Genomic DNA, 15,050 nt, shown 5'->3' with positions numbered 1-15,050 from the left:
TATAATTCCATCGGATAAGTTGCCTGTGAGGTACAAACTGTGTCGGAACAACTGAAGTCAGCAGAGCTCAATATTAATGACATCTATGATGAGGTCTCTGACTGGCATGTTAATGCCGGCGGCACTAAGGTCGTAGCAAAGCGGATGTCCGGCCGGTTCAGACGACTTAAATGGTTTGGCATGTCCGTCTGGTTAATTTTCTTTATTGGGCCTTATCTACGCTGGAACGGGGAACAGGCAATTCTTTTCGATATCCCCAATCGTCAATTCAACTTTTTAGATATCACCATTTTCCCACAAGATATCTGGATGCTTTCCCTTACATTATTGTTCTTTGCAATATTGCTGGCTGCTGTAACCAGTATTGCGGGTCGGGTATTCTGTGGTTATTTCTGTTTTCAAACTGTCTGGACAGATGTTTTTACCTTTATCGAAACCCGTATTGAGGGTGACACACCTCAAAAGGCGATGAAGTTTAAAAACTCACCAACAACCGTCAGCAAAATTTCCCGTATTGTGCTGAAACACGCTTTATGGCTGTCAATTGCCTTATTGACTGGCGTGACCTTTGCTGCCTGGTTTACCGACGCGTTTCAACTATGGTACGACTATTTTCATCTGCAGGCGTCATTAGCCGCTTGGATCGTCCTGGCTATGTTTACTATTGGCACGTATATCTTTGCTGGATTTATGCGTGAGCAGGTCTGTTTCTGGCTATGCCCATACGCCCGTCTGCAGGGTGTTATGTATGATCAGGATACCGTTCTACCGGCATATGACGCCGAACGTGGTGAACCCCGTGGCAAGCTAAAAAAAGGTGCTGTGGATTCCAGCAAAGGCAGCTGTATTGATTGTAAAGTGTGTGTGGCCGTATGTCCTACTGGAATTGATATTCGTAAGGGGCAGCAAGAGGGCTGTATCACCTGTGGTATGTGTATTGATGCTTGCGACAGTATTATGGACAAGACCAATCAGCCCCGTGGTCTGATTCGTTATGCCTCATACAAGGATTTACATCATAATGCTCAACCAGCCGCATTATATAAACGTCCGAGAGTCATTATTTATTCATTTATATTAATGATGGCAATGTCCGGCGTTGGTTATGGGTTTGCCACACTCTCGTCAACAGAGTTTCAGGTTATTCACAATCGACAACCAGTCTTTGTTCAGCTAAGTGATGGATCTATTCAGAACCGTTACACACTTAAAATGCTTAACAAAACCAACGAAACCATGGAAGTTCAGTATGGCATCAGTGGTTTGGAAGGCGCCACTTTGCATGGTATTGACCACAGCGTTATTATTGAACCAGGCAAAGTTATTCCATTACAGGCGCTGGTAAGAGTGCCTAATGGTGAACTCAACACAGAACTGGAACACCTTACATTTATTGCAAATGTCGTTTCCAACCCGGGTGTTTCTGTCCAGTATGAAAGTGTCTTTATGGGGCCGAAATGATGGCAATCTCACAAGAAAATAATCAAGCACTGAAAAACCCATGGGTCTTAGGTTTTCTGGCATTTTTGTGCACTTTTGTCACGATGAATATCATATTTATCTATCTGGCATTTAAGTCGCCACCAAATCTGGTCGTCGATAATTACTATGAACGTGGCAAAGCCTACGCTGAAAAAGAAATGCAGCTGGAGCAGGAAAATAAGCTCGGCTGGAGCGGGGTCATTATGGTTCCGGCCAATAATCGGGTTAACCAGCGTCAGGCCTATGAAGTGCTGATCCAAGGAAAAAATTCCAAAACTGTGAATTTGGATTCTGTCAGCCTATTCGCTTATCGCCCATCGGATCAGCGTCAAGATTTTTCAGTTGAAATGAATCCCATTGGACTGGGGCGGTATGGAGCGGATATTGAGTTTGGTTTGCCAGGTAACTGGGACATTATTGTCGAAGCCAAACGTGGAGAGGATGAGTTTCTGATTACCCGCAGAATTTATATTGATCCTTAATTATTTAAAAGCAAGTTGATAGTTTTTGTCTGAATCTGCCGCGCAAGCTAAAAAAAGCGAATGTTTTCATTGTGGGTTAATTGTAAAAAATCCCGGTGAATTTACTGCACAAATAAATTCTCTTCCACATGAGTTTTGTTGTCATGGCTGTCAAATGGCATGCCAGACAATATACGCAGCGGGGCTACAGGGTTTTTATAATAAAACGCCAGAAGGCGAATCGCTCGCTCCTCCACCTGAAACCGCTAATGATTTTCATGCCTATGATATTGATGAAATTCAGGCAGATTATGTCGATGATCTTGGTGATAAACGCACCATCTTCCTGTTAATTGATGGGATACATTGTGCAGCCTGCGTATGGTTAATTGAACATGCACTGCATAAATTACCCGGCGTGTTGGCGGCAGATGTTAATTTGACTGCAAAACGCTGTCGAATACGCTGGGATAATCGCGAAACATCCTTATCTGTTTTAATGCACCATTTGGCTAAACTGGGTTATGCAGCAGTCCCTTTTGACCCCGAAACGGCAGAGGGTGCATTGGCCAAGCGTCATCGTGGATTAGTCTATCGCATGGCATTTGCCGGTTTTGCCATGATGAACCTGATGTGGGTTTCCATTGCGTTGTATTCCGGGGCAGCAGAAGACGAGTTCCGCAATCTGTTTCATTGGGTGGGATTTTTTATTGCCACCCCTACATTGCTTTATTCAGGCTATCCTTTTTTCCGCAATTCAATTAGTGGATTACGCAGCCGTTATCTCACCATGGATTTGCCGATTGCCATCGGTGCTACTGCAACCTATCTGTACTCGACGTATATCACCTTCACTGGATCGTTAGATGGCGAAGTCTTCTTTGATACGGTAGTGAATTTTATCTTCGTCATTCTTATTGGCCGATATTTGGAAGCGCTTTCCAAACGGAACGCGCTATCTGCAACGCGACGCATGCTGGAGTTACAGCCGAAACTGGCCACCGTAATGGATGCGGGAATCCAGAAAACAGTGCCGATCCGTTCGGTAAAAGCAGGGGATCTGGTGCTGGTACGACCGGGTGAAAATATACCAGTCGATGGTATTGTGACCGAAGGTGAAAGTGCCGTAGATGAATCAATGCTGACAGGCGAATCACAACCGGTTCGTAAACAACCTGACGATTCTGTAGTTGCCGGCAGTATTAATGGTGAAGGCGCTTTTGTTGTCAGAGCAAAATATGTATTACGCCATACTGCCCTGGCTAAAATTATTGCGCTGATGGATGAGGCACAAACCTCTAAAGCACCTATTCAAACGCTTGCAGACAAAATCGTTCCCTGGTTTGTTGTTGTTACCCTGACCCTTGCTACGTTGACCTTTATGTACTGGGTGGGAAGTGATTTTGAAAAAGCATTATTGGCTGCAGCCTCGGTATTAGTGGTGACCTGTCCCTGCGCTTTTGGCATGGCAACTCCAATGTCGATTGCGGTTGCCAGTGGTGTGGGGGCCAGCAATGGCATTTTGATCAAACAAGGTGTTGCATTAGAGAAATTATCCAGTGTGACGCATTATGTGTTTGATAAAACTGGCACATTGACTGAAGGTAAATTACGGTTGGTTAAACAATTCACCGCGGAGGGCATTTCACCACAAACTGTGTTACAGATTGCGGCGTCAGCAGAGCAAAAGTCCGAACACGGTATTGCAAAAACGATTATCTCCGCCGCTCAGCAAGAAAACCTGCCTTTATTGGATATTTCCGGGTTTAATGCTTCTCCGGGAAGAGGGGTGGAAGCGGATATTGAAGGACAGAAAATTCTTGTTGGTACGGCAGAATGGATGACATTGCATGCCATAAAGCTAAACGGTGAATGGCAGTCACAGGTCAATCAACTGGAACAACAAGGGATCAGCGGTGTATTTGTGGCGCGTGATCAAAAACTGATAGGAATTTTAGGCTTATTCGATACGTTACGTGATGACGCAAAAAACATGATTGCTGATATGTTGGCGCAAGGGCTAAAAGTGACGGTATTAAGCGGTGATCGCCAGCTGGTAGTGGATTCGGTTACCGCAGATTTAGGCAATATCCAGCGATTGGCCGAAGTATTGCCTGCTGAGAAACGGCAGGTGATTCAACGATTACAGCAACAAGGCGATTGTGTTGCAATGGTGGGGGATGGCATTAATGATTCACCGGCATTAATCCAGGCTGATGTCGGTATTGCTCTGGCTTCGGGGACTGATGTCTCTATTGAAAGTGCCGATATTATTCTATCGCACAATCAACTGAGTCAGGTGGCCTTGGCGAGGCAGTTGGCTGCCCGGACATTACGCACCATTCTGCAGAATATTGTATTATCCATTAGTTATAACGTGATTATGGTTCCATTAGCGATGATGGCCTTAGTCAGTCCCTTACTGGCAGCAATCACGATGCCGATTAGTTCGTTACTTGTCATTGGTAATGCTGCCAGGATTAGTCGAATAGTTAAGAGGTAGGCTATGGAAGTCATTTATGGACTTTTACCCGGTATGCTATTACTGGGCCTGGTGGGTGTTGCAGTGTTTTTTTGGGCTGTTCGCAGTGGTCAGTATGACGATATGGATGGTGCCGCTAACCGGGTATTGATGGATGATGATAACGATCCTGAAGAGACCGAAGACCAAGCGGACAAAGAAACACAAGAACAGAATGAAGTCCGCAAGGATGAATAGGCTTGTTGTCCTGTGTTGCGTTGGCCTATTGCTGACGAAAAATGTCCTGGCTGAAAATATACATGTTGGCATGAGTAGTGCATTAAGTGGTCCATTAGCTGAAATGGGACTGTCAATGCAAGCCGGAATAAATACTTTTTTTTCCAAAATAAATTATCAGGGTGGCATTCAAGGCAATAGTATTGAGCTATTGGCATTGGATGACTCCTACGAACCACTTCTGGCAGCCACCAACATGCGACAGCTGATTACTGAGCATGATGTTGTGGCAGTGCTGGGTAATGTTGGAACCCCAACGGCAGTGGTTACTGTTCCGATTGCTGAGCAATCTCAGGTTGCTTTGGTCGGTGCATTTTCCGGTGGTGAAGTGTTAAGGCGAGATCCTCCTAGTCGTTACATCATTAATTTCCGACCAGGATATCGACAAGAAGTCACGACGTTGATTAACGGTTTATTGAATGCGGGCATTCAAGCCGATGAAATCGCTTTTTTTACTCAACAGGACAGTTATGGCAATGCAGTATTTCAGGCTGCATCATTAGCTTTGCAAGACAGAGGCTTTTATCAGGCGGATTTCCTGACCCATGCCTATTATTCACGCAATACGTTGAATGTTGAAAGTGCCGTTGCGACGATTCTCAAAGCAAAAAAAACACCCAAAGTTATTCTGATGGCTGGCAGTTATGCCCCATCAGCCAAGTTTATAAAACTATTGCATGCAGACAAGCCGGACATGTGGTTTGTGAATGTTTCATTTGTCGGTAGCCATGTATTGGAGCAATCTCTTCAAGGGATTGATGCAAATGTTCTGGTCAGTCAGGTGGTGCCGGAAATAGATGCTAATTTACCAATCGTCAATGAATATCGGCAGGCCTTAGAGCAATATGATAAAAACCTGCAGCCTAATACGGTCTCTCTGGAAGGCTATATCGTTGCAAAAGTTTTTTGTCAGGCATTAAAACGTATTGATGGTCCGGTCACACGTCAATCAGTTGTTGATGCTTTATATAATCTTGAGGATTGGGATATTGGTCTGGAGACCCAGAGCAGTTTTGCCAGTAACGCCTCACCAGCAGGCAGCAAAGTGTGGCTCAGCAAACTTGAAAACGGTTCGTTTAGATCCTTTGAATGGCGTGACTTTGAGTTACCACAGTAGCTTCATCAACAGGATGTGAGCAAAATGAACAGGGAAAATATGTTTAAAAATTGGAGCATCCGTGCACTGTTGCACTTCTGGGCAGTCATTACCGTATTGATGGTATTGCTAATGGCGGCAATAGCCTTGTTCAGTCATCAGCATTACACAAAAAATCAACTCCAGCTTACCGAACAAGTGTTTCCGCTGGTAGATAATGCCCGACAAATCACTATCAGTGCAGCTGCTTTTATTTCGAGGCAAAAACAGATTATCAGTGCCAGAAATGCTGATGAACTTGCCAGTATTTCTCAAAGAGCGCCGCTTGAAGCTGAATTTGAACAAACCTGGCAGCGTTTATTGGTAAGTATGCAGGAGCTGGAAATTTCACCAGAGCTCACCACTGTATTAACTGATTACTATCAGCAATTCCTCAAAACAGATAGCCAGTTATTGCAGCAAATGCAGGTTCAGCACCAATTATCTGAACAGCTTGAACAACGTACCGAAAGTGTGTCCTCCCTGGGAGAGGAGATTCAGGAAATTGCCGAGGCCATTACCGGCAAAATTGATTTGACCCTGACCAGACAAATCCAGTCTTTGCGCCCCCCCGTAGCAGAACAGCCTGATACATCTGCGTTAATTGATAATTACAGTGCCGTTGAACGTAGCAGCTATTCTTTGATGCTGAATGTGCTGCGCATCAGTATGTTAAGTCAGCAAATTCGTGAAACACAAAACCAGGATTTGCTGCTCAGTATCAGGGAAAACGATATTCGGGAACAGGAGTCGATGTTGCGAAATGCTATTTTGGTAATCAAGCAGCATTTACAAAATTACCCTGATTTGATGCTACAGGCCGATTTATTACAACAACAGATTGATAGCTTTATTCACTTGGTAGTTGATGATGATAATTCGGTTTATCAATTGCGCATCCGACAAATCGAGGCATATGAACAATCCCAAATCGTGCAACAGCAGGGATTGGATATATTAGAAATACTGATGCTGAATCTGAATAATCTTTCCGCCAGAGTAGGTGAACAGGGGTTGGTCAGAACGCAGGCATCTGCTGCTCTGGCCAAGACAGCAAAATGGTGGATGATTATTAGTTGTTTGATTATTTCGTTAGGTATTACCGGTTTTGTGCTCACCATGACAGCACGAATTAATCAACCGATGCAACGCTTGCGTAAAGCGATGCATGCTTTGTCAGCTCAGAATTTTGATACTCGTATGCCTACCGACAATGGTCAAAGTGAATTTAATTTACTTGCCAATGACTTTAATGTTTTTGCAGCACAAACACAGAGTCTGATTGAGACACTGGATGAGACCCGACATTCACTTGAGGTGAGGGAAACACGGATTCGAGCCATTCTTAATGGTGTTCCGGAAGCCATTCTGGCGCTCCAGGCAGATGGAACGATCAGTTCCTGTAATCCCGCGGCAGAAAAAATACTAAAAGCCAGTGAGAACCAATTGGCGGGTCAGAAAATATTGCAGTTTTTTGCGCAGACAGAATCAATTCAGTCCCTTGGCGATATTGAGCAGCAGCAAAAAGACAACCGTGAGTTCGAAGGTTTGAACTGGTTTGGCGAGTCATTTTCTATGTGGGTTTCACTAAGTCCTTTATCAGAATTTGATGATGATATCTGGGTTTGCGTTATTTCGGATATCAGCACATGGAAAAGAACCAAACTGGCATTAGTCCAAACCAGCAATGAATTAAATGCCATTCTTGAAAATGCCATGGTAGGTATTGCTTTTATCAAGAATCGTCAGATTATTCGGGTAAATAATAAGTTCGAACAATTGTTTTTGTTTTCCCGGGAGGATATTGAAGGCAAAAGTACTTTATGTCTGCATCCTAGCGAGGAAGCTTTTGAGCGTTTTGGAGAACAGGCTTACAGCACATTGTCTGAAGCAGAAAATTTTGAAGCTCAGGTAGAAATGATCCGTGCCGATGGCGAGAAATTCTGGTGTGCTGTCGCTGGTCAGGTAATTGACCCGCTCAATCCAGCGGAGGGATCTATCTGGCTTTATGAAGATGTGACTCATCAGCGTCAGAATGAAGAACGACTGACTCGATTAGCCAGCAGCGATATTCTGACCGGCTTACCTAACCGAGGTGTATTTAAAGATCGCCTTGAACATGCCATACACAAAGCTAAACGACAAAATGGTCGACTCGCTGTGTTCTTTCTCGACTTGGATCATTTCAAACATATCAACGATTCACTGGGCCATAAAGCCGGTGATATCCTGCTTTGTGAGGTAGCACGACGTATTCGTTCCTGTGTCAGGGACAGTGATACGGTTGCCAGATTAGGCGGGGATGAATTTACCGTTATTCTGGAAGATATCACATCGGCTCAATATGTCGGCAGAGTCGCTGAAAAAATTCTCAGCACGACAGCTTTGCCGTATATGCTCGATAACATTGAAGTCAATATCAGTCCGAGTATCGGTATAAGCTTATATCCTGCTGACGGGCGTGATGTGGATATGTTGGTGCGCAATGCTGATGCAGCGATGTATTACGCCAAGGGTAGCGGTCGTAATAATTTTCAGTTCTATTCCTCAGAAATGAACGCCCAGGCATCACAGCGTCTGGCGATGGAAACTGGTTTGCGTCGTGCAGTTGAATTGCAGGAGTTTTATCTGCAGTTTCAACCACAGATTGATCTGGAAACTGGCCGTGTTGCAGGTGCTGAGGTTTTATTGCGTTGGCATACAGAGCAATGGGGAGATGTTTCACCAGCGATTTTTGTACCCGTGTTAGAAGATACCGGTCTGATAAGTGCGGTAGGAGAATGGGTGTTAAGGAAAACCTGTGAAGCCTACATGGCAAATCAGAGTTATTTGCCCGATGACTTTTTAATGGCAGTCAATCTTTCGGGCCGTCAGTTCAAAGGTAATTTACTGGTCAACTTTATTCGCAACCTGCTTGAACAAACCGGAATGCCTGCGAAAAATCTCGAGCTGGAGATTACCGAAAGCCTGTTAATGGAAAACACTGAACAAGCTGTTCAGACCCTAAGAGAATTGAGTTTGCTTGGTATTACCCTGGCGATTGACGACTTTGGAACCGGTTATTCGTCTTTGTCATATTTGAAGCAGTTCCCGCTCAATGTGCTCAAGATAGACCGGACTTTCGTTCGCGATGTGACAGAAGACAGTGACGATGCAGCTATTGTAAATGCCATTCTGGCCATGTCGAACAGTCTGGCCCTGGAAGTTGTCGCAGAGGGGGTTGAGACCGCAGAGCAGCTGGCATTCTTACGTAAAAGCCAGTGCAAACGTGCACAGGGTTTTTATTTCAGCAAGGCCATCGACCTGAATGACCTGATGGATTACATAAAACAAACCGATCAGGATGTGCGGGCCGTATAAGTCAGCACTGGACGTTCTTCAGGGTGAAGCCGGATAGTGAGACCAATGTTCGGGTAATGCCAGATTTGTGCCGGGCTTTCTTCTGCCTCATTATGAATTTGTTCAGGTTCACCAAAACGCGTGCGCACCATTTCCTCATCAAGACGTACTGAAGGAATATAAGTAAGCACTGCTGCCGGAGCAGATAATAGAGCCTGCTTATCATCAAAAGCAGGATCATAGCGCCGTGCTCCACTGGGTTGGAGTTTGGCCGAAAGAGCTCTTTCCGCCATCGCTTGTAAAACCTCTTGAGGAACCTGCAGATTAAGGACAGTACGTGCTGAAAGTCCACCAAGGTTTACGGATTCAAAAAATACTTCAGCTGAGATATCGTCGTTTTCAGAAATAAACAGAGCCGCTTCCCCAGCTTCACGCCATAACTGCTGAATTTCCCCGTAAGTAGTAGTGCCTAAGTGCAAACCCATCACCTCAATTTGGTTATCAGGCATTACCGTCACTTCCCAGGGTTTGGGTGCTTTGGGTTGGGGGGAGGGGACCAGCATTAATGCTGCGATGGCAATAACGACTAAAGTCGTACCAAGTAAAAATTTGAGCAATATACGCATAAATATCCGAATTAGTTAACTTGTAGCCAGAAAGTGACTGGCCCGTCGTTGGTCATTGAAACCTGCATATCAGCAGCAAATTGCCCGGCTTCAACCGTGAGGGGTTGCAGCCGTGCCTGCGCCAGCAAATAATCAAATAATTGTTTGCCCTGGTCGGGCGGGGCAGCAGGCGTGAAACTGGGGCGATTGCCTTTACGGGTATCAGCGGGCAAAGTAAATTGCGGTACCAGCAATAAATCACCTTTTATATCGAGCAAACTTAAATTCATTTTGTCGTCGGCATCGCTGAATACCCGATAATTTAAAATGCGTTTTAACAATCGATCAGCAACAGCCATCGTGTCGGTTTTTTCTATACCAATCAATACCAGCAAACCCTGGCCGATTTGAGCAATGGTTTGATTTTTATTGATGGCCACATCCGCCTGACTGACACGTTGTAACAAACCAATCATATTAGTTTTGATGCCAATTGATCTGTCGTTCTGACCAGCGCATCAATAATCGCAGGCTCACTTGCTGCGTGTCCAGCCATAGGCAACACTTCAAACTGTGCATTCGGCCAGCGTTGATAAACTTCCCACGATTGCTGCATTGGACACACCATGTCGTAGCGTCCATGAATGATAGTTGCCGGGATATGATTAATTGATTCGATGCTTTCCAACAATGGCTGGTCTGCCAGAAAACAATTATTCAACGCGTAATGCAATTGAATTCTGGAGTGTGCCAGTGGTCCCGGCGATTGCTCAGCATCAGGTTGATAATGTTGATCGCGGAGCATCACGATGGTGGCTTCCCAGTTTTGCAATGTATTGGCAGCATTTACCTGTTGAGAGACATCCGGATGGGTTAATTTCTGATAAAAATATGCCAATGGCGAATTTTGCTCGCTTTCCGGTAAATCCTTCACCAGTTCATGCCAGGCTTCAGCAAACACTCTGGATGCGCCGCCTGCAGCGTAAACCCAGTTAATATCCTGCTGTCTGCCAAGAAACGTACCGCGTAACACCATGTTTGAGACATTTTGGGGATGCTGTCGGGCATACGCTAACGCTAATGTGGCTCCCCAGGACCCACCAAATAACATCCACTTATCGATATTGAGTAATTTGCGGATAGCTTCCATATCCGCTATCAGATAATCGGTAGTGTTATGTTCCAGCTCACCTGCTGGTAACGAACGTCCGCAACCACGCTGATCAAATAAAATAATGTGATATAGCTCAGGATCAAAATAACAGCGGTGCTGTGGTCGGCAACCTGAGCCAGGCCCACCATGTAAAAATATAACCGGGATTCCCTGTGGATTGCCGCACTGCTCGAAATAAACCTCATGACGTCGACCATCCGGCATTTCTTCACAGGATAATAGCTGGCTGTGAAAAGGCTCGATATCAGGGTATAGAGTACGCATATGCTGTTCCGTATTGGTTTTCAGCACGCAACTATATCATGTCAGATGATGGTAATTATTACCTTGATGGGCGAAAATATGACGTTTAACTGTTGGCACTGCTGTTCAGCAATAATAAAGACATACAAGGCGAACTCAACATGAACCTGCATGAGTATCAGGCAAAACAATTGTTTAACCAATATGGCATCGCAACACCCCAAGGACAGATGATAACTACTGCTGATGACGTGGAATCTGCCATTACAGCAATTGGCGGTGAACGTTGGGTAGTGAAAGCCCAGGTGCATAGCGGCGGACGTGGTAAGGCCGGTGGTGTGCGTGTTGAAGATAACCTGGATGCGGTGAAGCATGCGGTAAATGCGATGCTGGGAAGTCAGCTGGTGACACATCAGACGACGGCAGAGGGCTTACCGGTAAATAAAATTTGGATTGAAACCCCATCATCAATTGCCCGTGAATTATATCTCGCCTTACTGGTCGACCGCGTCACGCAACGTGTTGTGTTTATGATTTCTGCCGAAGGCGGAATGGATATTGAAGAAGTCGCTGAAAAAACTCCTGAAGCTATTTTAAATCTTTACGTCGATCCTGTAGCCGGCCTGCAATCTTATCAATGTCGTCAGGCGGGTTTCTTTTTACAGTTAACCGGTACAGCCTTCAAACAATTACAGCAACTGATGCAAAATCTGTATCAGCTGTTTTGTGAAAAAGACATCAGCCTGTTGGAGATTAACCCGCTAGTGGTGACCGGTTCCGGAGATTTACTTGCATTGGATGCCAAAATCAATGTCGATGATAACGCTTTATATCGTCACTCGGATTTGGCCGAATTATTTGATCCAACCCAGGAAAATCCAGCTGAGGTAATCGCGCGTGATTTCGGGCTGAATTATATTGCGCTGGATGGCAATGTGGCCTGTATGGTCAATGGTGCCGGATTAGCAATGGCCACTATGGATTTGATACAGAAACAGGGTGGTGAACCGGCCAACTTCCTTGATGTGGGGGGCGGCACCACTTCAGACCGCGTTGCCGAAGCGTTCAAGTTGATTTTATCTGATAAAAAAGTGAAATCCATTCTGGTGAATATCTTTGGTGGAATCGTGCGCTGTGACCTAATTGCCCAAGGCATTATGCAGGCGGCCAAGGAGGTTGGTTTATCGTTACCGGTAATCGTTCGACTGGAAGGTACCAATGCCGATTTGGGCCGTACATTACTGGAAAACAGTGGAATGAATTTACGCGTAGCACAGGATTTAACTGAAGCAGCAGCCATGGCTGTTACTGCTGCAGGGGAGTAATAAACACGTGAGTATCTTGGTTAATAAAGACACCAAAGTTATCTGTCAGGGGTTTACCGGCAAACAGGGCACTTTCCATTCTGAACAGGCTATTGCCTATGGGACGCAGTTCGTTGGAGGGGTTACCCCCGGTAAAGGTGGGCAAACTCATCTTAATATGCCGGTATTTAATACCGTGCATGAAGCCGTCAACGAAACCGGCGCCGATGCCAGCATGATCTATGTGCCGGCGGCATTCGCTGCTGATGCCATACTCGAAGCAGCAGACGCCGGCATTAAAGTGATTGCCTGTATCACAGAAGGTATTCCGGTACTGGACATGTTGCGGGTAAAGCACGCGCTTAAATCCTATGATGCCAGATTAATCGGGCCAAACTGTCCAGGTCTGATCACGCCTGGCGAATGTAAAATTGGCATTATGCCTGGCAGTATTCATTTGCCAGGCAAAATCGGTATTGTCTCGCGCTCCGGTACGTTGACCTATGAGGCGGTTTATCAGACTACCCAGAATGGGCTGGGGCAAAGTACCTGTGTCGGGATTGGTGGTGATCCGATACATGGTATGAACTTTATTGATTGTCTGGCGTTATTTGAAGCTGACCCCCTGACCGAAGGCATTGTTATGGTCGGAGAAATCGGCGGTCAGGCTGAAGAGGAAGCTGCAGAATACATTAAGCAATATGTGACCAAACCGGTTGCGGCCTATATTGCCGGTTTAACCGCTCCAGCAGGAAAACGTATGGGGCATGCCGGGGCTATTATCAGCGGTGGACAGGGTACAGCCAAAGCCAAACTCGCAGCGCTGGAAGCAGCCGGTGTGGCGATTGCAGGTTCACCGGCAGAAATTGGTTCAACCATGCTGCAACTAATGGAAAAGTAATGGTCAATAATCAACTTCGGGTAGTGCTGGCACAGATCGATCCGGTTGTGGGAGATGTCGCTGGCAACACCAGAAAGGTGATTGCGGCCACCCAGCAAGCAAGGCAAGAGCATGATGCTGAACTGGTTGTGTTTCCCGAACTCTGCCTGACCGGTTATCCACCGGAAGATTTGTTACTGCGACCCGGATTGTTAAAGCGGGTCGATAAAGCATTGCAGACACTTTGTCAGCAAATTGATGATATTACGATTATTGTCGGTCACCCCCTCGGTGAAGTCGGCAAAGAATTGTTTAATGCCGCTTCAGTGATCAACAAAAAACAAATCACCGCACAATACCTCAAACAAAAATTGCCAAATTATGGTGTGTTTGATGAAAAACGCTATTTCATTGAAGGACGTGAGGCAACCATCATTGATATTAACCAGTTCAAAATTGGCCTGACCATTTGCGAAGATATCTGGTTTATTGAACCTTCGTCACAAGCGGTGGATTCGGGGGCTGAAATCATTATGAATCTCAATGCCTCGCCATTTAAACAGGATAAAACCCAGTTACGCGAAGCGGAAGTAAGCCAGCGGGCACGCGAAAATAATGTGCCTGTTCTATATGTGAACCAGATTGGCGGACAGGATGAACTGGTATTTGATGGTGCCTCATTTGCAGTTAATGCCGCGGGCGAAAAATGCATACAGGCTATTCAGTTTGCTACTGCTTTGGTACCGATAACACTTCATAAAACCGAACACGGCATTGAACTCAGCGGGCCACAACAACCGTTGATGGAAGAACTGGAAACGGTCTACCAGGCATTAGTCTGTGGCTTACGTGATTATGTTGAAAAAAACCGTTTCCTTGGTGTCGTAATTGGTTTATCGGGTGGGATTGACTCTGCATTGACCATGGCTCTGGCTGTCGATGCGTTGGGAGCTGAACGAGTACAGGCAGTGATGATGCCATCGCGTTATACCTCACAAATCAGTCTGGATGATGCAGCAGAAATGGCTGCGATCTTGGGTGTTCAATATCGAAATATTAATATTGAAAATCTGTTTCAGACCTTTCTGCGTGAGTTGGAAGATGTTTTTGCTGGTACCCAGCCTGATGCCACAGAAGAGAATATTCAGGCGCGTTGTCGCGGTGTATTGCTGATGGCAATATCCAACAAAACTGGCGCAATGGTACTTTCTACTGGTAACAAAAGTGAAATGGCCGTTGGTTATTCCACATTATATGGAGATATGGCGGGTGGTTTTTCGCCATTAAAGGATGTGTATAAAACGCTGGTTTATAAGCTTGCACGCTATCGCAACAGTTTGTCGGCGATCATTCCTGAACGCATCATAAGTCGACCACCTTCCGCTGAGCTTTCAGCAGACCAGCTGGATCAGGATTCATTACCTGCCTATGAAATACTTGATGAAATCCTGGAAGCCTATATTGCCAAAGATGGCTGTTTTGAAGATTTAGTCGCTTCGGGATTTGATGCAGAAACGGTTGCACAGGTCATCAAAATGGTAGATCGTAGTGAATATAAACGGCGGCAAGCTCCTCCGGGAATTCGTATTACTGGAAGAGCATTTGGCAGAGATCGTCGCTATCCGATAACATCAGGGTATACCGTAACATCAACAATAGAGTAGGCAAT

Annotated in this window: 12 protein-coding genes; 9 read left to right on the top strand and 3 right to left on the bottom strand. The window is 45.5% G+C overall.

The features are described from left to right. The first annotated feature begins 39 nt into the window (after positions 1 to 39). The 6 genes from ccoG to B3M51_RS05095 all read left to right on the top strand — a co-directional run bounded on the left by ccoG (position 40) and on the right by B3M51_RS05095 (position 9,196). Positions 40 to 1,461 carry a cytochrome c oxidase accessory protein CcoG gene (gene ccoG / locus B3M51_RS05120; protein WP_292757299.1) on the top strand — a complete coding sequence of 474 codons (1,422 nt, stop codon included), beginning with the start codon at positions 40 to 42 and terminating at the stop codon, positions 1,459 to 1,461. Continuing rightward, entirely contained in the window at positions 1,458 to 1,964 is a 507-nt protein-coding gene (locus B3M51_RS05115) for a FixH family protein (protein WP_292757297.1), read from the top strand. The genes ccoG and B3M51_RS05115 overlap by 4 nt, the downstream gene beginning before the upstream one ends. 25 nt (positions 1,965 to 1,989) lie before the next feature. After that, complete coding sequence (locus tag B3M51_RS05110; RefSeq protein ID WP_292757295.1) at positions 1,990 to 4,446, top strand: heavy metal translocating P-type ATPase; 2,457 nt, start codon at positions 1,990 to 1,992, stop codon at positions 4,444 to 4,446. A 3-nt stretch (positions 4,447 to 4,449) separates the two neighbouring features. Then, positions 4,450 to 4,662: a cbb3-type cytochrome oxidase assembly protein CcoS gene (ccoS, locus tag B3M51_RS05105; RefSeq protein ID WP_292757293.1), complete on the top strand. Its 213-nt coding sequence runs from the start codon at positions 4,450 to 4,452 to the stop codon at positions 4,660 to 4,662. 70 nt (positions 4,663 to 4,732) lie between these two features. Further along, positions 4,733 to 5,818, top strand: a complete 1,086-nt coding sequence (locus tag B3M51_RS05100; protein ID WP_292757291.1) for an ABC transporter substrate-binding protein — start codon at positions 4,733 to 4,735, stop codon at positions 5,816 to 5,818. 39 nt (positions 5,819 to 5,857) lie between these two features. Continuing rightward, positions 5,858 to 9,196, top strand: coding sequence for an EAL domain-containing protein (locus tag B3M51_RS05095; protein WP_292757289.1), 3,339 nt, complete (start codon positions 5,858 to 5,860; stop codon positions 9,194 to 9,196). Here the strand turns inward: B3M51_RS05095 and B3M51_RS05090 are convergent. Genes B3M51_RS05090 through pip form a run of 3 tightly spaced genes read right to left on the bottom strand, consistent with a single transcriptional unit; the run spans position 9,175 to position 11,245 of the window. Then, positions 9,175 to 9,801 carry a lytic murein transglycosylase gene (locus B3M51_RS05090; RefSeq protein WP_292757287.1) on the bottom strand — a complete coding sequence of 209 codons (627 nt, stop codon included), beginning with the start codon at positions 9,799 to 9,801 and terminating at the stop codon, positions 9,175 to 9,177. The two genes, B3M51_RS05095 and B3M51_RS05090, sit on opposite strands and share 22 nt — an antisense overlap. 11 nt (positions 9,802 to 9,812) lie before the next feature. Next, positions 9,813 to 10,256, bottom strand: coding sequence for a D-aminoacyl-tRNA deacylase (dtd, locus tag B3M51_RS05085; RefSeq protein ID WP_292757285.1), 444 nt, complete (start codon positions 10,254 to 10,256; stop codon positions 9,813 to 9,815). After that, complete coding sequence (gene pip, locus B3M51_RS05080) at positions 10,253 to 11,245, bottom strand: prolyl aminopeptidase (RefSeq protein ID WP_292757283.1); 993 nt, start codon at positions 11,243 to 11,245, stop codon at positions 10,253 to 10,255. The genes dtd and pip overlap by 4 nt, the downstream gene beginning before the upstream one ends. Before the next feature lie 113 nt (positions 11,246 to 11,358). Between pip and sucC the strand changes: the two genes are divergently transcribed. The 3 genes from sucC to B3M51_RS05065 are packed head-to-tail and all read left to right on the top strand — an operon-like array spanning position 11,359 to position 15,045. Continuing rightward, positions 11,359 to 12,522 (top strand): ADP-forming succinate--CoA ligase subunit beta, encoded by a 1,164-nt coding sequence (gene sucC / locus B3M51_RS05075; protein ID WP_292757281.1) that lies wholly within the window; start codon positions 11,359 to 11,361, stop codon positions 12,520 to 12,522. 7 nt (positions 12,523 to 12,529) lie between these two features. Beyond that, a complete protein-coding gene (gene sucD / locus B3M51_RS05070) occupies positions 12,530 to 13,402 on the top strand; it encodes a succinate--CoA ligase subunit alpha (RefSeq protein WP_292757279.1) in 873 nt (290 codons plus the stop codon). Then, positions 13,402 to 15,045: an NAD+ synthase gene (locus B3M51_RS05065; RefSeq protein ID WP_292757277.1), complete on the top strand. Its 1,644-nt coding sequence runs from the start codon at positions 13,402 to 13,404 to the stop codon at positions 15,043 to 15,045. Before sucD ends, B3M51_RS05065 begins: the two co-directional genes overlap by 1 nt. Positions 15,046 to 15,050: the final 5 nt, after the last annotated feature.

It is taken from the genome of Methylophaga sp. UBA2689, assembly GCA_002354555.1.
Classification (GTDB): Bacteria; Pseudomonadota; Gammaproteobacteria; order Nitrosococcales; family Methylophagaceae; genus Methylophaga.
This window is presented reverse-complemented; position numbering and strand designations above follow the sequence as displayed.